Below are 16,989 nucleotides of genomic sequence, written 5' to 3' on the forward strand. Positions count from 1 at the left end.
TCCCCGATGTGAGCTTGGGGCCATTGGGCTCATCGCACGCTTGCGCGCGCGCATCGCCAGAGGCAAAAATAGGGAATCTTCGGCTGTCTTTTCGTTTACCTATGGTGCAACCCGTCGATGCGCGCCCGGCCACCCATCCCAGCCTGTACTCCCGGGTGTTTTTCGGTTTCATCGACTGGCTGCGCCAGCGCATCGCGCAGGCCTCGCTGGTGGGCGACAAACCCATATTCCAGAACAGCCAGTTCCCCTGGATTGCGGCCCTCGAAGCGCGGGCGCCCGCCATCCGCGCCGAACTGACCGGCCTCTTGGCCGACCGCCAGGCCTTGCCTGCCTTCCATCAGATTTCACCGGACGTGGGCATGATCACGTCCGACGACCAATGGAAGACCTTCGTCTTCATGGGCTACGGCCTGCGCTCCGAACGCAATCTTGCGCGCTGCCCGGATACTGCCCGCGCGCTGCAGGACATTCCGGGCATCCGCACCGCCTTCTTCTCCATCCTCGAGGCCGGCAAGCGCATTCCGCTGCACACGGGGCCGTACAACGGTGTGTTGCGCCTGCACCTGGGCCTGGTCGTCCCCGAGCCGCCCGAGCAGTGCTGGATCGAGGTGGGCGGGGAACGCTATAGCTGGCGCGAAGGCCAGGCTGTTGTCTTCGACGACCTGTATCCCCATCAGGTGCACAACGACACCGACGGTTTGCGGGCCGTGCTTTTCGTGGACTTCGAGCGTCCTTGCCGCGCTCCTGTAAAATGGATGAATCGCCTGGTGCTCATGGCTGCGCCGTTCACGGACGAAATCCGTCGCGGCAAGGCCAATCATGACGCCTGGGAGAAGGGCTACTACCGCCAGAAATAGGGGCGGATGGCCCGCCAAACCGACCCCCTTGACAGGGGGCGTGGTCTTTTGTGCGCAATCCCAACAAAGTGCTTGCGCTCAAAAATTAACCACGTTAGAATTATCAGCTTTCCCAGATTGTCGATTCATCGAAGCCGAAGGCTAGATGAGCGCGTCGGGGGGAATACCCGCAGGATTTCAACCCAGGGTCGTTGCGTTGCCAACCGGTTGCTGGTCCAAGTAGTTACGGACTTGCCGACATAAAAGCAGGGCGGCTGACCTGACGGGACCAAAACTGGCAGGAATTGCAGTGTTCCCTTGTTGGGAAAACCGTATTTCCAGTTAAGTTGGAACAGGAAAAATCATGATCCAAATGCAGACCACGCTGGACGTGGCCGATAACACTGGTGCGCGTCATGTCATGTGCATTAAGGTGCTCGGTGGCTCCAAGCGCCGTTATGCCGGTATCGGCGACATCATCAAGGTGAGCGTCAAAGATGCGGCTCCGCGCGGACGCGTCAAGAAAGGCGAAATTTACAATGCCGTGGTGGTTCGTACCGCCAAGGGCGTGCGCCGTAAAGACGGTTCGCTGATTCGTTTCGGTGGCAATGCCGCCGTGTTGCTCAACGCCAAGCTGGAGCCTATCGGCACCCGCATCTTCGGACCCGTTACGCGTGAACTGCGTACCGAGAAGTTCATGAAGATCGTGTCGCTGGCCCCGGAAGTGCTGTAAGGAGCCCTACGATGAACAACATTCGTAAAGGCGACGAAGTCATCGTCCTGACCGGTCGCGACAAGAAGCGTCGCGGTACCGTGCTGGCCCGCGTTGGCGCCGACCACGTCCTGGTCGAAGGCGTCAATGTTGCCAAGAAGCACGTGAAAGCCAACCCGATGGCTAACAACCCGGGCGGGATTGTCGAAAAGACCATGCCGATCCACATCTCGAATGTGGCGCTCTTCAACCCCGCAACCGGTCGTGGCGACCGCGTGGGCGTTCAAGAAGTCGAAGGTCGCAAGGTCCGCGTGTTCCGTTCCAATGGTGCCGTTGTCGGCGCCAAGGCGTAAGGGGCGATAGACATGTCTCGTTTGCAAGATTTCTACAAGAGCAAGGTCGCTGGCGACCTGCAGGCCAAGTTTGGCTACAAGAGCGTCATGGAAGTGCCGCGCATCACCAAGATCACCCTGAACATGGGTGTCTCGGAAGCGGTCTCCGACAAGAAAGTCATTGAACACGCTGTGTCGGATCTGACCAAGATCGCCGGCCAAAAGCCTGTCGTGACGAAGACCAAGAAGGCTATCGCCGGTTTCAAGATCCGCGAAAACTACCCGATTGGTTGCATGGTCACGCTGCGTGGTCAACGCATGTACGAATTCCTGGATCGCCTGGTGGCGGTTGCGCTGCCTCGCGTGCGCGACTTCCGCGGTATCTCGGGTCGTGCGTTCGACGGCCGTGGCAACTACAACATCGGGGTGAAAGAGCAAATCATTTTCCCCGAAATCGAGTACGACAAGATCGACGCGCTGCGTGGGCTGAACATCAGCATCACCACCTCCGCGAAGACCGACGAAGAAGCCAAGGCGCTGTTGACGGCCTTCAGCTTCCCGTTCCGTAACTAAGGGGCTGATGACGTGGCTAAACTTTCCCTCATCAATCGCGACATCAAGCGCGCCAAGCTGGCTGACAAGTTCGCTGCCAAGCGCGCTGAGTTGAAGGCGATCATCGACGACCAGTCGAAGACCGACGAAGAACGTTACCAAGCTCGGCTCAAGCTGCAACAGCTGCCGCGCAATGCCAACCCGACGCGTCAACGCAACCGTTGCGTGGTCACCGGTCGTCCTCGCGGTGTGTTCCGCAAGTTCGGTCTGACGCGCCACAAACTGCGTGAAATGGCGATGAAGGGTGAAATCCCCGGCATCACCAAGGCCAGCTGGTAGGAGAAACAATATGAGCATGAGCGATCCCATCGCCGATATGCTGACCCGCATTCGCAATGCGCAGCAAGTGGACAAAGTTACGGTGAGCATGCCCTCCTCGAAGCTGAAGGCGGCTATTGCCGCTGTGCTGAAAGACGAAGGCTACATCGACAGCTTTGAAATCAAGGGCACCCAGGCCAAGCCTGAGCTCGAGATCACCCTGAAGTACTACGCTGGCCGTCCGGTCATCGAGCGCATCGAACGCGTCTCGCGTCCTGGTCTGCGTATCTACAAGGGCCGTACCAGCATTCCTCAGGTCATGAACGGCCTGGGCGTGGCTATCGTTTCGACCTCGCGCGGCGTCATGACCGACCGTAAGGCTCGCGCCAACGGCGTCGGCGGCGAAGTGCTGTGCTACGTGGCCTAAGGAGAAATTCGAATGTCACGTATCGCTAAGTATCCGGTCGAACTGCCCAAGGGTGTCGAAGCTGACATCAAGCAGGATCAGATCACCGTCAAGGGCCCGCTGGGTTCCTTGACCCAACCCCTGACTGGCGACGTCACGATTTCGCTGGACGGTGGCAAGCTCACGTTTGCCGCTGCCAACGATTCCCGTCACGCCAATGCCATGTCGGGTACCGTGCGCGCGCTGGTGGCCAACATGGTCAACGGCGTGAGCAAGGGATTCGAGCGCAAGCTGAACCTGGTTGGCGTGGGTTACCGCGCCTCGGTTCAAGGCGACGCCGTTAAGCTGCAGCTCGGTTTCTCGCACGACGTTTTGCATCAGTTGCCGGCCGGTATCAAGGCCGAATGCCCCACCCAGACGGAAATCGTCATCAAGGGCTCCAACAAGCAAGTCGTCGGTCAGGTGGCCGCTGAAATCCGCGCGTACCGCGAACCCGAACCCTACAAGGGCAAGGGCGTGCGTTACTCGGACGAACGCGTCGTCATCAAAGAAACCAAGAAGAAATAACGGCGCACGCAAGGACGAATCATGGACAAAAAAGTTTCCCGTTTGCGTCGTGCGGTTCCGACTCGCCGGAAGATCAACGAGCTGCGCGTTCATCGCCTCTCGATTTTCCGCTCGAACCAGCACATCTACGCCAACATCATTTCGCCGGAAGGCGATCGCGTTCTGGTCAGCGCCTCGACGGTGGAAGCCGAAGTGCGTGCGCAACTGGCCGGCCAAACCGGTCAGGGTGGCAACAAAGCCGCTGCGACGCTGGTTGGCAAGCGCGTGGCCGAAAAGGCCAAGGCTGCCGGTATCGAACTGGTCGCTTTCGATCGCTCGGGCTTTCGTTACCATGGCCGCGTCAAGGCGCTGGCCGATGCCGCGCGTGAAGCCGGCCTGAAGTTCTAAGCGAGGATCTGTCAAATGGCTAAAGTACAAGGCAAGAACGCCGCGGAAAAAGAGAACGATGACGGCCTCCGCGAAAAGATGATCGCGGTCAACCGCGTGAGCAAAGTTGTCAAGGGTGGTCGCACCATGAGCTTTGCCGCGCTGACCGTGGTTGGCGATGGCGATGGCCGCATCGGCATGGGTAAGGGCAAGGCGCGTGAAGTGCCGGTGTCCGTTCAGAAGGCCATGGAACAAGCCCGTCGCGGCATGTTCAAGGTCGCTCTGAAGAACGGCACGCTGCACCACACCGTGGTTGGCAAGCATGGCGCCGCTACCGTGCTGATTTCGCCCGCTGCTGAAGGTACTGGCGTTATCGCCGGCGGCCCGATGCGCGCTATTTTCGAAGTGATGGGTGTGCGTAACGTGGTTGCCAAGAGCTTGGGCTCGAGCAACCCCTACAACATGGTTCGCGCCACGTTGAACGGCCTGCGCGCCTCCCTGACCCCGGCCGATGTTGCTGCCAAGCGCGGCAAGACGGTCGAAGAAATCCTGGGGTAAATCATGGCTCAGAAGCAGATCAAAGTGACCCTCGTGCGCTCGGTGATCGGTACCAAGCAATCGCACCGTGATACGGTTCGCGGTTTGGGCTTGGGTCGCATCAACAGCAGCCGCGTGCTGGTCGATACGCCCGAGGTGCGTGGGATGATCCGTAAGGTGGATTATCTCGTTTCCGTCTCGGAAGCCTAAGGAATCACCATGTCGGATATGCAACTTAATACGCTGAAGCCCGCCGAGGGCAGCAAGCACGCCAAGCGCCGCGTCGGCCGTGGCATCGGTTCGGGTCTGGGTAAGACCGCCGGCCGTGGCCACAAGGGTCAGAAGTCGCGCTCGGGCGGTTTCCACAAGGTTGGCTTCGAAGGCGGTCAAATGCCGCTGCAACGTCGCCTGCCCAAGCGTGGTTTCACCCCGCTGGGTCAACACCTGTATGCACAAGTTCTCTTGTCGGACCTCGAAGCCCTGCCCATCGACGAAATCGATGTGCAAGCGCTGAAGGCGGCCGGCGTGATTGGCCAGGCGGTTCGTTACGCCAAGGTCATCAAGTCTGGTGAACTCTCGCGCAAGGTCGTGCTCAAGGGCATTACCGCGACGGCCGGCGCTCGCGCCGCCATCGAAGCCGCGGGCGGCTCGCTTGCTTGATCAGAGGTGACGAGTGGCTAACGCGCAGGCATTGGGCAAATCCGGAGCACGATACGGCGATTTGAAGCGCCGTCTGGTGTTCCTGGTGCTCGCCCTGGTGGTTTACCGTTTGGGTACACACATCCCGGTTCCGGGTATCAACCCGGACGCGCTGGCGGACTTGTTCCGTCAGAACCAGGGCGGGATCCTGGGCCTGTTCAACATGTTCTCGGGCGGGGCGCTCTCGCGTTTCTCGATTTTTGCCCTGGGGATCATGCCGTACATTTCGGCATCCATCATCATGCAGTTGATGTCGGTGGTGGTGCCGTCGCTGGAAGCGCTCAAGAAAGAGGGCGAGTCCGGTCGTCGGAAGATTACCCAATACACCCGCTACGGCACGGTCGTGCTGGCGCTGGTGCAAGCAGTGGGCATTTCGGTGGCGTTGGAGTCCCAACAGGGACTGGTGATCGATCCGGGCATGCTGTTCCGCTTCACGACCGTCGTGACCTTGGTCACCGGCACCATGTTCGTCATGTGGCTGGGTGAGCAAATCACGGAGCGCGGTCTGGGCAACGGGATCTCCATCCTGATCTTCGCAGGTATCGTTGCGGGTCTGCCCGCGGCGCTGGCTGCACTGCTGGACCTGGTCCGCACCAACGCGATGTCTGTGCTTTCGGCGCTGTTCATCGTGGCTCTGGTGGTGCTGGTTACCGCTTTTGTGGTGTTCGTGGAACGCGGACAGCGCAAGATCACGGTGAACTACGCCAAGCGTCAGGTCGGCAACAAGGTCTACGGTGGTCAGAGCTCGCATCTGCCGCTGAAGCTGAACATGGCAGGGGTGATTCCGCCGATCTTCGCGTCGTCGATCATTCTGTTCCCGGCCACGATCACGAGCTGGTTCTCCAGCAGCGAGAACATGCGCTGGCTTAGCGACCTGGCTGCGGCCCTGTCGCCTCGTCAACCGCTCTACATCACGCTGTACTCGGTCGCGATTATTTTCTTCTGCTTTTTCTACACGGCTCTGGTTTTCAACAGCCGCGAAACGGCGGACAACCTGAAGAAGAGTGGTGCGTTTGTTCCGGGCATCCGTCCGGGCGAGCAAACGGCGCGCTACATCGACAAGATCCTGATGCGTTTGACGCTCGCAGGTGCCATCTACATCACGTTGGTGTGCCTGTTGCCGGAATTCTTGGTGATGCGCTGGAACGTTCCTTTCTACTTCGGTGGTACGTCTCTGTTGATCATTGTGGTGGTGACGATGGATTTCATGGCGCAGGTTCAGGCCTACATGATGTCTCACCAGTACGACTCGTTGCTCAAGAAGGCCAACTTCAAGGGCGCGGGTTTGCCGATGCGGTAAGCAAAAGAATGTCCAAGGACGACGTCATTCAGATGCAAGGTGAGGTTCTTGAGAACCTCCCGAACGCGACATTTCGCGTCAAGCTCGAAAACGGCCACGTGGTGTTGGGCCATATTTCCGGCAAGATGCGTATGCATTACATCCGGATCCTGCCGGGTGACAAGGTCACAGTGGAGCTCACGCCCTATGATCTGACGCGAGCCAGGATTGTTTTCCGCTCCAAGTGAGCGAAACCGGATTACGGAAAATTAGGAGTCAACCATGAAAGTAATGGCATCGGTTAAGCGGATCTGCCGCAACTGCAAAGTTATCAAACGTCACGGCGTGGTGCGCGTTATCTGCACCGACCCGCGTCACAAGCAGCGTCAAGGCTAACTCGGGTTAGCGACTACGCAACGGATTTATTCAAGGAACAGTCATGGCCCGTATTGCTGGCATTAACATTCCGCCGCAACAGCACGCCGAGATCGGCCTGACCGCCATTTTTGGCATCGGTCGTACGCGCGCTCGCAAGATTTGCGAAGCGGCAAACGTACCCTTTGACAAAAAGGTCAAGGATCTGAGCGACGCTGAATTGGAACGCGTCCGCGAACATGTTGGTTTGTTCACGGTTGAAGGCGACCTGCGTCGTGAAGTACAGCTCTCGATCAAGCGTTTGATCGACCTGGGAACCTACCGCGGTATGCGTCACAAGCGCGGTTTGCCCGTGCGCGGCCAGCGCACTCGCACCAACGCCCGGACCCGCAAGGGCCCGCGTCGTGCTGCTGCGTCCCTGAAGAAATAATCGAGGAACAGGATTATGGCGAAAGCTTCCACCAGCGGCGCTTCGCGCGTGCGCAAAAAGGTCAAGAAGAACGTCTCGGACGGCATCGCGCACGTTCACGCTTCGTTCAACAACACCATCATCACCATCACCGACCGTCAGGGCAACGCGTTGTCGTGGGCCACGTCGGGCGGTGCTGGCTTCAAGGGTTCGCGTAAGTCGACCCCGTTTGCCGCGCAGGTTGCCGCTGAAACGGCCGGCCGCGTTGCGCTCGAGTACGGCATCAAGACGCTGGAAGTCCGCATCAAGGGCCCCGGTCCTGGCCGCGAGTCGTCGGTTCGCGCACTGAACGCGCTGGGCATCAAGATCTCGTCCATCGCCGACATCACGCCCGTTCCGCACAACGGCTGCCGTCCGCCGAAGCGTCGTCGTATCTAAAGGGAATCCACATGGCACGTTATATTGGACCCAAATGCAAGCTCTCGCGCCGCGAGGGTACTGACCTGTTCCTGAAGAGCGCCCGCCGCTCGCTGGATTCCAAGTGCAAGCTGGATTCCAAGCCTGGCCAACACGGCCGCACTTCGGGTGCCCGCACTTCCGACTACGGCCTGCAGCTGCGCGAAAAGCAAAAGCTCAAGCGTATGTACGGCGTGCTGGAAAAGCAATTCCGCAAGTACTTCGCTGAAGCCGAGCGTCGCCGTGGCAACACCGGCGAAACGCTGATCCAGCTGCTGGAATCGCGCCTGGACAACGTCGTCTACCGCATGGGCTTCGGCTCGACGCGCGCCGAAGCTCGCCAGCTGGTGAGCCACCGCGCCATCGAACTGAACGGCCACACGGCTGACATCGCTTCGATGCTGGTCAAGGCTGGCGACGTCATCTCGGTTCGTGAAAAGGCCAAGAAGCAAGGCCGTATCAAGGAATCGCTCGACCTGGCCACCAGCATCGGCATCCCCCAGTGGGTGGAAGTCGACGCGGCCAAGCTGACCGGCACGTTCAAGTCGGCTCCCGATCGCGCTGACGTCGCTCGCGACATCAACGAATCGATGGTCGTCGAACTGTACTCGCGTTAATCACGCCTGCCGGCGCCTCCTTCGCAAGGTGCTGGCAAGCTGGTCCCGCGACCCGGTCGACCCGTTTGCACGTCCCGCAGCAGCCCGCTTTCGCCGTTTTGGTGGAGCGGGCTTTGCGGTAAGTATCGGGCGGCTTTTCGCAGCCCGTGTTTCAAGCTTTACCGTCTCACCCTGTCCATCAGCCTTATCGGTGTAACGAGCCGAGGGTATTGAAAAGGAATTCAGTACATGTCCACTCAAGCTTTCCTGAAGCCGCGCTCCATTGAAGTCGAACCGGTCGGCACGCACCATGCCAAGATCGTGATGGAGCCGTTCGAGCGTGGCTACGGTCACACGCTGGGCAACGCCCTGCGCCGCATCCTCTTGTCTTCGATGACCGGCTACGCGCCGACCGAAGTCCAGATGACCGGTGTGGTGCACGAATACTCGACCATCCCGGGCGTTCGCGAAGATGTCGTCGACATCCTGCTGAACCTGAAGGGCGTGGTCTTCAAGCTGCACAACCGCGACGAAGTGACGCTGGTTCTGCGCAAGTCCGGCGCCGGCACCGTGCTGGCCAGCGACATCGAGCTGCCGCACGACGTCGAGATCATCAACCCCGGCCATGCCATCTGCAACCTGACGGAAGCGGGCAAGCTGGAAATGCAGATCAAGGTCGAGAAAGGCCGCGGCTATGTGCCGGGCAACGTGCGCGCGCTGTCGGAAGACCGCACGCACACCATCGGCCGCATCGTTCTGGACGCCTCTTTCAGCCCGGTTCGCCGCGTGAGCTACGCGGTTGAAAGCGCCCGCGTGGAACAACGCACCGACCTGGACAAGCTGGTTCTGGACATCGAAACCAACGGCGTGATCTCGCCCGAGGAAGCGGTGCGCCAATCGGCCCGCATCCTGATGGACCAGATCTCGGTGTTCGCCGCCCTGGAAGGCGCCGGCGATTCGTACGAAGCCCCGGTCCGCGGCACGCCGCAGATCGATCCGGTGCTGCTGCGCCCGGTCGACGACCTGGAGCTGACGGTGCGTTCGGCCAACTGCCTGAAGGCCGAAAACATCTACTACATCGGCGACCTGATCCAGCGTACCGAAAACGAGCTGCTCAAGACCCCGAACCTGGGTCGCAAGTCGCTCAACGAGATCAAGGAAGTGCTGGCTGCACGTGGCCTGACTCTCGGCATGAAGCTCGAGAACTGGCCGCCCCTGGGCCTGGAGCGTCCCTAAGTCTTGAAAGGGTGCCGCCCCTGCGAAGGGGCGTCTCCCGCAGCGCCCGGCCTTAGTTGCCGGGCGATTTGCGAAATCGTCGTAAAATGCCCCGTTTTCTACCGGACCGCAGCCTGATTGCAGGCTGATAGAAGAGCCGGCAACCCGATGGCGGAAACGCCGTCTTTAGATTCAAAGGAAACTTATCATGCGTCACGGTAATGGCTTGCGTAAGCTCAACCGCACCAGCAGTCACCGTCTTGCCATGTTCCGCAACATGGCTGTTTCGCTGATCACTCACGAAGCAATCAAGACCACGCTGCCGAAGGCGAAAGAATTGCGCCGCGTCATCGAACCCCTGATCACGCTGGGCAAGGAGCCCACCCTCGCGAACAAGCGTCTGGCCTTTGCCCGTCTGCGCGATCGCGATGCGGTTGTGAAGCTGTTTGCCGAAATCGGCCCGCGCTACGCGGCCCGTAACGGCGGCTACACCCGCGTGCTGAAGATGGGCTTCCGTCAAGGCGACAACGCTCCCATGGCTTTCATGGAACTGGTTGACCGTCCGGAAGTCGATGAAGCCGCTGAGGACAGCGCCGAGTAATTTCGGCAGCTAGATAAGCGACAAGGGCGGGTCTTCGGACCCGCCCTTGTTTTTTTCGCCTTCCTTCGCTTACTGCGCGCATTTGCCGTGCTCATTCTCCACGTTCGGGGCCGCCGCGCAGTTGCCCGCGCAATTGCGCCGCCGTGGCCGCGAGCGCTTCCGGCGGCGACTGAGGCGGCATCTTGAAAGTCAGATCCTGCTGCTCGATGTACTGCGTCGATGTCACGTCCTGCGGGTGGTGCATCGGGATGACGTGCGCATGCGCGTGCGCAACGTGGATCCCCGTGAAGGCAAAACCCACGCGCTCAACGCCGTACAGGCGCTTCATCTGGCGCCCCAGCCGCTGACCCAGGTTGACGATGCTGGCCGCCAGGTCGGCCGGCATGTCCTCGTAGTAGGGATAGTGCTGCTTGGGGATGATGAGCGTGTGGCCGGCGCGCACGGGGTGGATATCCAGGAAGGCCAGGAGGCGGTCGTCTTCGTGGACGACGTGCGCGGGGATTTCGTGACGGGCGATGCGGCAGAACAGGCAGTTGTCGGACATGCTTGCCTCGGCGTGAAAAGGGATGGCGCGGCGGCCGCGCGACCGGCAGCGCCGGGGAGTTGGCCGCAATATCGATAAAATACCTCGAGTTACATCCCACGCGGGTATCCCAAGGAGGTTCCATGTTGCGCGATGACGACGTCGTGCTGGTCATCAGCAATGCGCCGGATCTGCTTCTGGCCAAGCGTATCGCGCACGTGCTCGTCGAGGACGGGCTGGCAGCCTGCGTGAACCTTGGCGCGCCGGGGTTGTCCATCTACCTGTGGAACGGAGAGGTCGAAGGGACGGAGGAAATTCCCATCCACATCAAGACGACCTACGCGCGGCATGCCGCCGTCGTACAGGCCCTGTCGCAGATGCACCCCTACGACGTTCCCGAGATCATCGTGCTGCCAGTCATCGGCGGCGCGGCGCCATACCTGGACTGGGTGCGCGAGCAGACGGCCATTACGCAGAACAAGAGAAACTGATGTTGCAACTTGCCGGTACGGTTGGCGCGCGCGGGCGCGCCCTCAGCGTGACCCCTTCGATCCTGAGGCACTGCCTGGCATTGCTGGCAGTGATGCTTCTGCTGCTGGGATGGCAGACCGTCGCGCGTGCGCAAGCCGAATTCCTCGAACCGGAAAAAGCCTTTGTGTTCAGCGCGCAGATGGCGTCGCCGGATACGCTCGAATTGCACTATCGCGTGGCGCCCGGCTATTACATGTACCGCGAGCGCTTCGGGATTGCGATCACCCCGGCCGACGCCACCAAGCTCGGGCAAGCCGTTTATCCCAAGGGCGAAGTCAAATACGACCCGACCTTCGAAAAAGACATGGAGGTCTTTCACAAGGACGTGACGATCCGCGTCCCCGTCGGCGCGGGAGGACAGCCCTTCACGCTGACGTTGACGGGCCAAGGCTGCGCGGATGCCGGGCTGTGCTATCCGCCAATGGACAGCACCGTCAAACTCACGCCCGTGGCCGGCGGTTATGCGGTGGCGGGCACGGGAATTGGCGGGGCCGCGTCTGCGGCACCGGCAACTTCCGGCGGATTGTCCGCGTTGGTGAACGCGGGCGACACGGGCCTGGCCGATGCCTTGGGCGGTCTGGGCTGGATCAAGACGGCGGGCGTCTTTTTGGTGCTGGGCCTGCTGCTGGCTTTCACGCCATGTGTGCTGCCCATGATTCCCATCCTGTCGTCGATCGTGCTGGGCGGGGCGCAGCACCACCGGCCGAGCCGCAGTCGCGGTCTGGCGCTGGCCGCGACGTACGTGCTGGGCATGTCGGTCGTGTACACCGCGCTGGGCGTGGCGGCCGGGCTGAGCGGCGCGGGGCTCGCCGCCTGGCTGCAGACGCCGTGGATCCTGTCGCTTTTCGCCATCCTGCTGGCCGTGCTGGCGTTGGCCATGTTCGACGTGTTCACGTTCCAGATGCCTTCCGGCATCCAGGCCATGCTGTCGGACCGGTCCTCGCGCATGCCGGGCGGGCGATATACCGGGGCGCTGGTGATGGGCGCGCTGTCGGCCCTGATCGTCGGGCCCTGCGTTGCAGCTCCGCTTGCTGGCGCCTTGCTGTACATCTCGCAGACAGGCGACGTGGTCTTGGGGGGATCGGCGCTCTTTGCAATGGCCTGGGGCATGGGCGTGCCGCTGTTGATTGTCGGCGCGTCGTCTTCGGCATTGCTGCCCAAGGCCGGTCCCTGGATGGACGGCGTCAAGCGGCTGTTCGGCATGCTGTTGCTGGCGACGGCGTGGTGGATGCTCATCCCCGTCGTGCCGACGTGGGTGCAGATGACGGGCTGGGCATTCCTGGCCGTCGTGTCGGCCGTGATGCTGCGCGCCTTTGATGCCCTTCCGCCGGGCGCAGGCGCCGGTCGCATGTTTGGCAAGGGGCTGGGCCTGCTGCTCGCCCTGGCGGCCGCGGCGTGGCTGGTGGGGGCCGCCAGCGGGGGCCGCGATGTCCTGCAGCCGCTCTCGCACCTGGCCGCGCGCGGTGAAGCGCCGGCAGCTGGCGGGGCCGCGGCGGGCGAGGTCCAGTTCACCCGGGTCCGCAGCAACGCCGAACTGGACGCGGTGCTGGCGCAGAGCACCCGGCCGGTGATGCTGGACTTCTATGCGGACTGGTGCGTGTCGTGCCGCGAGATGGAGCGATTCACCTTTACCGATGCGGGGGTCGCGCAGCGCATGGCTGGAATGGTGCTGGTGCAGGCAGACGTGACGGCGAACAATGCCGACGACCGTGCGCTGCTCAAGCGATTCCGTCTGTTCGGTCCGCCGGGCATCATGTTCTTCGAGCCCGGCGGCAAGGAGATCGCGGAAGCTCGCGTCGTGGGATTCCAGGACGCCAAGCGCTTTACCGAGTCGCTGGACCGCGTCCTGGTCCGTTGAGGGCGCGGCGCACGGGGGCCGGGCTGGGCGCGCCATCGTCTGATGCGCGCAACGCAGCCCGCCGCGCATTGAATCGAGGGAAGGGGCGATATACCATGATCGCTTCGCTGCCCGCGCGGCGCATCCATCTCCCTCCAGGCTCACGCCGTGACGTCCCCCACCGTTGATGCAAGTCAGGACCGGCATGGTCTGATCTATCTTCAATTGATGTTCGTCATGGCCACCTGGGGCCTGAACATCGTCTCCATCAAGTATCTGACGCAGCACATGGACATCCAGGCGCTGGCCGCCGTTCGGATCGTCATTGCGTTTGTCACCGTCACACTCATCATCAAGGCGCGCCGCGGCCGCATCCCGAAGCTGGGCGGCGCGCAGTTGGGCTGGGTGGCGCTGGCCGGGTTCCTGGTGGTGTACGCGCACCAGGTGGCACTGGTGTCGGGGCTGCGCTTTTCATCGGCAGCCAACGGCACGCTGATCATGGCCACCAGCCCGTTGCTGTCCGCCTTCCTGGCCGCCATCTTCTACCGCGAAAAGCTCACGACCACCCGCATCGCCGGCGCGCTGCTGGGCCTGTTGGGTGTGGGCATGGTGGTGGTGGGCAGCGGCGCGCAACTCGGACTGACGGGCTGGGGCGACGCGGTGGTGTTCGTGGCCGTGCTCGTCTTTGTGTTTGGCGGCCTGGTGATTCAGCGGATGTCGCGGATGATGGATCCGCTGGGCATGCTTTGGTACATGTATCTGGCCGGCGGATTGATGTTGGTCGGGCATGCCGCGCTGACGCCGTCTTCATACCAGGCGGGCACGTGGCAGATGGCATGGTGGCCCTGGGCCGTGCTGATGTTTTCGGCGGTGATCGCCTCGGGTGTCAGCAACATCGTCTGGAACGCGGGCATCGCGCGGCTGGGGATCAGCCGCGCCGCGCTGTTCGTGAATTGGTTGCCGATTTTCGGGCTGCTGTTCGCGGCCCTGTTCCTTGATGAGCACGTCACCCTGACCCATGTCGTCGGACTGGGGTGTGTGCTGGGCGGAACGTGGCTTGGCCTGCGCCGCGGCGCGCAGCCGGCACGCGCTGCCGCTGCAAAGGCCTGATTCGATGGGGGGTGCCGGCGCGCAGGCAGGCAAAGCACGAAAAAGGGCGCAGACGGCAGTCCGCCGCGCCCGCCGGCTTTAGCGCTGGCTTTTCAGCAGCTTTGCCGCTTCGATGGCGAAGTACGTCAGGATGCCGTCGGCGCCGGCGCGCTTGAAGGCCAGCAGCGCCTCCATCATGACCTTGTCGTGGTCGAGCCAGCCATTGGCGGCGGCGGCCTTGATCATGGCGTATTCGCCGCTCACCTGATAGGCGAAGGTCGGCACGCGGAACGTGTCCTTGACCCGGCGCAGCACGTCCAGGTAAGGCATGCCCGGCTTGACCATGACCATGTCGGCGCCTTCCTGCAGGTCGCCGGCCACTTCGCGCAGCGCCTCGTCGAGGTTGCCCGGATCCATCTGGTAGGCCATCTTGTTGGATTTGCCCAGATTGGTGGCCGAGCCCACGGCGTCGCGGAACGGACCGTAGAACGCGCTGGCGTACTTGGCCGAATAGGCCATGATGCGCGTGTGGATGTGGCCATTGGCCTCGAGGGCGCGGCGCACAGCGCCGATGCGGCCGTCCATCATGTCGCTGGGGGCGACCATGTCCACGCCGGCTTCGGCCTGCGTGAGCGCCTGCTTGACCAGGATTTCGACGGTGGGCTCGTTGACCACGTAGCCGTCCGCGTCGATGACGCCGTCCTGGCCGTGGCTGGTGTACGGGTCCAGCGCCACATCGCACAGGACGCCCAGTTCCGGGAAACGCGACTTCAGTTCGCGGACCACGCGCGGGATGAGGCCGTCGGGATTGGTGGCTTCGATGCCGTCCGGGGTCTTGAGCGCCGGGTCGATGGCGGGAAACAGCGACAGCACCGGAATGCCCAGCGCCACGCATTCCTCGGCCACGGGCAGCAGGGTGTCCAGCGAATAGCGGACCACGCCGGGCAGAGACGCCACCGGCTGGCGCAGGCCGGAGCCTTCGGCCACGAAGACCGGGTAGATCAGGTCATTGACCGTCAGGGCGTTCTCGCGCACCAGACGGCGGGTGAAGTCGTCGCGACGCAGGCGGCGGGGGCGGGAAACCGGAAACTCAGGGGTGATGATCTGCGGGTTCATGGTACGACCTTCGGGGAAATCCAATTTTCGATGTGAGCGCCGGCCTCTTCGAGCCCGATGCGCTCGGGCGCCGAGAAGGGGACCGTATGCAGCGCGCCGATGTCGGCGAGGTCCTTGCGGACCGAGAAGACGGTGCGCATGCGCTGGCCGTACGGCAGCTTGTCGGCCTTGGTCAGCAGGGCCAGGACCGGGCGGCCGGTGGGCGCGATGAAGTTGGCCAGGCGCCGGTCCAGTTCGGTCACGCCGCGGCGGATGTCGATGAGCAGGACGATGCCGACCAGCGATTCACGGTCGCGCAGATAGCCGCCCAGGATGTCTGCCCACTTTTCCTTTTCGTTGCGGGCCACGGACGCATAGCCGTAGCCGGGCAGGTCGACCAGATAGCCGATGTGGGCTTCCGGGTCCAGCGGGTCGGGCAGGCTGAACATGTTGATCAGGCGCGTGCGGCCCGGCGTCTTGCTGGAGAACGCAAGACGGCGCTGGTTGCACAGCACGTTGATGGCCGTGGATTTGCCGGCGTTGGAGCGGCCAACGAAGCAGACCTCGGGAGCGCCGGCGGGCGGCAACTGGTCGAGGCGAGCCGCGGAGGTGAGGAAGGAGGCGCGATGTAGGAGGGACACGGATGGCTTTCGATACGGTTGGTTTCGAGCCCTATTGTATAATCCGGCGTTTGCTACAGTGGTCCGCGTGTGCGGAGCCGTCTTTTTTGCTTACTGTTTAGCTGCCATCCAGACGTTTTGTAGCCCTTCTTGGGCCGATGGATGCAGCACCGCAGCAAGATCGCAAAGCAGGACAAGCAAAACAGGTTCGATACGGTTTACTGCAAGTGCGGGCAGGCGTGGGCGCCTTTTTGCGCCTTGATCGATGTGATCGTCGAGGTCTTCATGAAGCGTGTGCTGTCCCGGATGTTGGTTGCGAGCGGGCTGTTGCTCGGCGCCTCCGCCTTCTCTGCTACGAGTTTCGCCGCCAATGGCGCTGCGGGCCCGGCCAAACCAGACGCCGCCAAGGGCGGTCAGCTGTTTGACCAGGGCGACGCGTCCCGCGGCATCATTGCCTGTGCTTCCTGTCACGGCGCGGCGGGTAACAGCACCATTCCGGTGAACCCGAACCTTGCCGCGCAGCCGCACGAGTACCTGGCCAAGCAGCTTGCCGACTTCAAGGTGAAGGAAGGCGCCAAGACCCCCGTGCGCAATGGTCCCGACGGCAATCCCAGCCCCATGACCGCCATGGTGCAGAACCTGACGCCGGCAGACATGCAGAACATTGCGCTGTATCTGGCGCAGCAGCCCCTGAAGGAACCCGCCACCGCCGGCCATGAGAACTTGGTTGAGCTAGGTCAAAAGATCTGGCGTGGCGGTTTGCCTGACCGCAACGTCCCGGCTTGCGCGGCGTGCCATTCTGCCAATGGCGCGGGCATCCCTGGCCAGTACCCCCGTTTGTCGGGGCAGTTCCCCGTATATATCGAAGAGCAGCTGAAGCTTTTCCGCAGCGGCGACCGCAAGAACGACGTCATGCACGCCATCGCGGACCGCATGTCGGATGCCGACATCAAGGCGGTGTCGGATTACGCGGCTGGCCTTCGGTAAGCAATTGGCCGCAACGTGCGCGGCCGGTCCGCGTTGATGCAACTTGCGCGC

Annotated in this window: 26 protein-coding genes; 23 read left to right on the forward strand and 3 right to left on the reverse strand. The window is 62.2% G+C overall.

Annotation, left to right across the window (positions count from 1 at the left end; all coding sequences use genetic code 11):
- Positions 1–101: 101 nt before the first annotated feature.
- The 19 genes from KVT32_RS13570 (at position 102) to rplQ (ending at position 10,256) form a co-directional block, all read left to right on the forward strand.
- On the forward strand, positions 102–857 hold the full coding sequence (locus tag KVT32_RS13570; protein WP_227741323.1) for an aspartyl/asparaginyl beta-hydroxylase domain-containing protein: 756 nt from the start codon (positions 102–104) through the stop codon (positions 855–857).
- 343 nt (positions 858–1,200) lie between these two features.
- Positions 1,201–1,569, forward strand: coding sequence for a 50S ribosomal protein L14 (gene rplN / locus KVT32_RS13575; RefSeq protein WP_006216531.1), 369 nt, complete (start codon positions 1,201–1,203; stop codon positions 1,567–1,569).
- A gap of 11 nt (positions 1,570–1,580) precedes the next feature.
- Positions 1,581–1,901: a 50S ribosomal protein L24 gene (gene rplX, locus KVT32_RS13580; protein ID WP_008168975.1), complete on the forward strand. Its 321-nt coding sequence runs from the start codon at positions 1,581–1,583 to the stop codon at positions 1,899–1,901.
- Positions 1,902–1,913: 12 nt separating this feature from the next.
- A complete protein-coding gene (rplE, locus tag KVT32_RS13585; RefSeq protein WP_006216529.1) occupies positions 1,914–2,453 on the forward strand; it encodes a 50S ribosomal protein L5 in 540 nt (179 codons plus the stop codon).
- A gap of 12 nt (positions 2,454–2,465) precedes the next feature.
- Positions 2,466–2,771 (forward strand): 30S ribosomal protein S14, encoded by a 306-nt coding sequence (rpsN, locus tag KVT32_RS13590; RefSeq protein ID WP_006216527.1) that lies wholly within the window; start codon positions 2,466–2,468, stop codon positions 2,769–2,771.
- A gap of 10 nt (positions 2,772–2,781) precedes the next feature.
- The gene (gene rpsH, locus KVT32_RS13595; RefSeq protein WP_006216525.1) at positions 2,782–3,177 is read left to right on the forward strand and encodes a 30S ribosomal protein S8; all 396 of its coding nucleotides are present in this window, start codon (positions 2,782–2,784) and stop codon (positions 3,175–3,177) included.
- 12 nt (positions 3,178–3,189) lie between these two features.
- Positions 3,190–3,723 (forward strand): 50S ribosomal protein L6, encoded by a 534-nt coding sequence (gene rplF, locus KVT32_RS13600; RefSeq protein WP_062838799.1) that lies wholly within the window; start codon positions 3,190–3,192, stop codon positions 3,721–3,723.
- A gap of 21 nt (positions 3,724–3,744) precedes the next feature.
- On the forward strand, positions 3,745–4,110 hold the full coding sequence (rplR, locus tag KVT32_RS13605) for a 50S ribosomal protein L18 (protein ID WP_008168985.1): 366 nt from the start codon (positions 3,745–3,747) through the stop codon (positions 4,108–4,110).
- Between the two features lie 15 nt (positions 4,111–4,125).
- The gene (gene rpsE, locus KVT32_RS13610; RefSeq protein ID WP_008168987.1) at positions 4,126–4,647 is read left to right on the forward strand and encodes a 30S ribosomal protein S5; all 522 of its coding nucleotides are present in this window, start codon (positions 4,126–4,128) and stop codon (positions 4,645–4,647) included.
- Positions 4,648–4,650: 3 nt separating this feature from the next.
- Positions 4,651–4,836: a 50S ribosomal protein L30 gene (gene rpmD, locus KVT32_RS13615; protein WP_006216520.1), complete on the forward strand. Its 186-nt coding sequence runs from the start codon at positions 4,651–4,653 to the stop codon at positions 4,834–4,836.
- A 9-nt stretch (positions 4,837–4,845) separates the two neighbouring features.
- On the forward strand, positions 4,846–5,286 hold the full coding sequence (gene rplO, locus KVT32_RS13620; RefSeq protein ID WP_056327061.1) for a 50S ribosomal protein L15: 441 nt from the start codon (positions 4,846–4,848) through the stop codon (positions 5,284–5,286).
- Between the two features lie 13 nt (positions 5,287–5,299).
- Positions 5,300–6,625, forward strand: a complete 1,326-nt coding sequence (secY, locus tag KVT32_RS13625) for a preprotein translocase subunit SecY (RefSeq protein ID WP_056327063.1) — start codon at positions 5,300–5,302, stop codon at positions 6,623–6,625.
- 8 nt (positions 6,626–6,633) lie between these two features.
- Complete coding sequence (infA, locus tag KVT32_RS13630; RefSeq protein WP_003806927.1) at positions 6,634–6,852, forward strand: translation initiation factor IF-1; 219 nt, start codon at positions 6,634–6,636, stop codon at positions 6,850–6,852.
- A gap of 34 nt (positions 6,853–6,886) precedes the next feature.
- The gene (gene rpmJ, locus KVT32_RS13635) at positions 6,887–7,000 is read left to right on the forward strand and encodes a 50S ribosomal protein L36 (protein WP_003806928.1); all 114 of its coding nucleotides are present in this window, start codon (positions 6,887–6,889) and stop codon (positions 6,998–7,000) included.
- A 43-nt stretch (positions 7,001–7,043) separates the two neighbouring features.
- Positions 7,044–7,409: a 30S ribosomal protein S13 gene (rpsM, locus tag KVT32_RS13640; RefSeq protein ID WP_008168996.1), complete on the forward strand. Its 366-nt coding sequence runs from the start codon at positions 7,044–7,046 to the stop codon at positions 7,407–7,409.
- Between the two features lie 15 nt (positions 7,410–7,424).
- Positions 7,425–7,826: a 30S ribosomal protein S11 gene (gene rpsK / locus KVT32_RS13645; RefSeq protein ID WP_006216516.1), complete on the forward strand. Its 402-nt coding sequence runs from the start codon at positions 7,425–7,427 to the stop codon at positions 7,824–7,826.
- A gap of 11 nt (positions 7,827–7,837) precedes the next feature.
- On the forward strand, positions 7,838–8,461 hold the full coding sequence (gene rpsD, locus KVT32_RS13650; protein WP_056327065.1) for a 30S ribosomal protein S4: 624 nt from the start codon (positions 7,838–7,840) through the stop codon (positions 8,459–8,461).
- A 228-nt stretch (positions 8,462–8,689) separates the two neighbouring features.
- On the forward strand, positions 8,690–9,676 hold the full coding sequence (gene rpoA, locus KVT32_RS13655; protein WP_217618372.1) for a DNA-directed RNA polymerase subunit alpha: 987 nt from the start codon (positions 8,690–8,692) through the stop codon (positions 9,674–9,676).
- Between the two features lie 187 nt (positions 9,677–9,863).
- Positions 9,864–10,256: a 50S ribosomal protein L17 gene (gene rplQ / locus KVT32_RS13660; RefSeq protein ID WP_006389635.1), complete on the forward strand. Its 393-nt coding sequence runs from the start codon at positions 9,864–9,866 to the stop codon at positions 10,254–10,256.
- A 91-nt stretch (positions 10,257–10,347) separates the two neighbouring features.
- On the opposite strand, the gene KVT32_RS13665 is transcribed toward rplQ, so the two are convergent.
- Positions 10,348–10,800: an HIT family protein gene (locus KVT32_RS13665; RefSeq protein ID WP_056327068.1), complete on the reverse strand. Its 453-nt coding sequence runs from the start codon at positions 10,798–10,800 to the stop codon at positions 10,348–10,350.
- Between the two features lie 122 nt (positions 10,801–10,922).
- Between KVT32_RS13665 and cutA the strand changes: the two genes are divergently transcribed.
- From cutA to KVT32_RS13680, 3 genes are all read left to right on the forward strand, one after another.
- Entirely contained in the window at positions 10,923–11,270 is a 348-nt protein-coding gene (gene cutA / locus KVT32_RS13670) for a divalent-cation tolerance protein CutA (protein WP_056327070.1), read from the forward strand.
- 92 nt (positions 11,271–11,362) lie between these two features.
- A complete protein-coding gene (dsbD, locus tag KVT32_RS13675) occupies positions 11,363–13,168 on the forward strand; it encodes a protein-disulfide reductase DsbD (RefSeq protein WP_227741369.1) in 1,806 nt (601 codons plus the stop codon).
- A 207-nt stretch (positions 13,169–13,375) separates the two neighbouring features.
- Positions 13,376–14,257: a DMT family transporter gene (locus tag KVT32_RS13680; protein ID WP_152385387.1), complete on the forward strand. Its 882-nt coding sequence runs from the start codon at positions 13,376–13,378 to the stop codon at positions 14,255–14,257.
- Positions 14,258–14,335: 78 nt separating this feature from the next.
- Here the strand turns inward: KVT32_RS13680 and hemB are convergent, their stop codons facing one another.
- Together hemB and yihA are read right to left on the reverse strand one after the other, a co-directional pair.
- Positions 14,336–15,352: a porphobilinogen synthase gene (gene hemB / locus KVT32_RS13685; protein ID WP_056327072.1), complete on the reverse strand. Its 1,017-nt coding sequence runs from the start codon at positions 15,350–15,352 to the stop codon at positions 14,336–14,338.
- On the reverse strand, positions 15,349–15,972 hold the full coding sequence (gene yihA / locus KVT32_RS13690) for a ribosome biogenesis GTP-binding protein YihA/YsxC (RefSeq protein WP_056327074.1): 624 nt from the start codon (positions 15,970–15,972) through the stop codon (positions 15,349–15,351). Before yihA ends, hemB begins: the two co-directional genes overlap by 4 nt.
- Before the next feature lie 264 nt (positions 15,973–16,236).
- Between yihA and KVT32_RS13695 the strand changes: the two genes are divergently transcribed.
- The gene (locus KVT32_RS13695; protein ID WP_108006863.1) at positions 16,237–16,938 is read left to right on the forward strand and encodes a cytochrome c; all 702 of its coding nucleotides are present in this window, start codon (positions 16,237–16,239) and stop codon (positions 16,936–16,938) included.
- Positions 16,939–16,989: the final 51 nt, after the last annotated feature.

Source organism: Achromobacter sp. GbtcB20 (assembly GCF_019091095.1).
Taxonomy (GTDB): domain Bacteria; phylum Pseudomonadota; class Gammaproteobacteria; order Burkholderiales; family Burkholderiaceae_B; genus Achromobacter; species Achromobacter mucicolens.